1 pseudogene is annotated in these 1,208 nt (G+C 70.2%); it reads left to right on the top strand.

From position 1 onward, the window contains the following. Positions 1-1,075: pseudogene (locus ACFV6I_RS21055) on the top strand (hypothetical protein); the annotation flags it as partial. Between the last annotated feature and the right edge of the window lie 133 nt (positions 1,076-1,208).

Below are 1,208 nucleotides of genomic sequence, written 5' to 3'. Positions count from 1 at the left end.
GCCGTCGGAAGCAACGGCCAACGTGCCGTCGCTGGCCATCGTCAAGGAGGTCTGCACCTCGACAACCGCCGCCGACTGCGGGCCCGGTGGTAACGGCCCCTGGGCCGGCATCACCACCGTCGCCCCCGGCGGCACCGCCTACTGGCGCATCACCGTCACCAACACCGACGGCGTCGACATCAACGGCATCACCCTGGCCGACACCGTCACCCCGGCATGCGCCACAGCCGCCGGCACCTTCAACCTCGTAGCAGGGACGAACAAGCAGATCTTCTGCTCCAGCTCCCACCTGACGGAGTCGACGACGAACACCGTCACGGCCACGTTCCCCGGTCCCGGTGGGACGCCCATCACGACCCCGCCCTCCGAGGCCACGGCGAACGTTCCCTCGCTGACCATCAACAAGGAGGTCTGCCAGTCCGACGTCCCCGGCAACTGCGCCGAGGGCGGGTCCGGTCCGTGGGGCAAGGAGACGACTCTCCACAAGAACGACGGCAAGGAGGACTGTGACCGCGACAAGTGCAAGGCGTACTGGCGGATCACCGTCACCAACACCGGCACAGTCGACATCAGCGGCATCACACTGAACGACCAGCAGGAGGCCTCCTGCGTCGTCGCTGCGGGGACGTTCAGTCTGGCCTCCGGGCAGGCGAAGATGTTCTTCTGCTCCAGCGTCATCACGGAGGACACGACCAACACCGTGACGGCCTCCTTCCTGCCGCCGAACGCCGCGCCGGGTACCCCGCCGATCACCACTCCCCCGTCCTCCGCGATCGCACGCTGCGCCCCGCCCTGCGACAGGGACAAGTGCAACGAGCACAAGCCCGAACCGGGTGACGGCCACGGCCACGGCGGTCACGGCGACGGGATGGAGGTCGGCCACGGACCGGAGCCGGCCGGCTACCCGCAGCCGGGTGGCGGCAACGTCTCCGGCCCGAACGGCGGGGTCCTGCCGCACACCGGCGCCGCTGTGGTGCCCTTCACCCTCACGAGCGCGCTCCTGGCGGGCCTCGGCGCCCTGCTGGTCGTGGTCGTCAGGGTTCGGCGGAACCGGAAGGGAGTGAGGAGCGAGTGATCGCAGCCTGACCGGGGTCTGATCGGCCCCGACCGGTGGCCCGGGAACACCCGTTCCCCGGCCCCCCGCCCCGCGGGGGGGTTGGGGGGGGGCGAGAATGGGTGTTTGTGTTGGGGGGGGGGGTGCGCTGAAA

This window comes from Kitasatospora sp. NPDC059803, assembly GCF_042732255.1.
Taxonomy (GTDB): domain Bacteria; phylum Actinomycetota; class Actinomycetes; order Streptomycetales; family Streptomycetaceae; genus Kitasatospora.
This window is presented reverse-complemented; position numbering and strand designations above follow the sequence as displayed.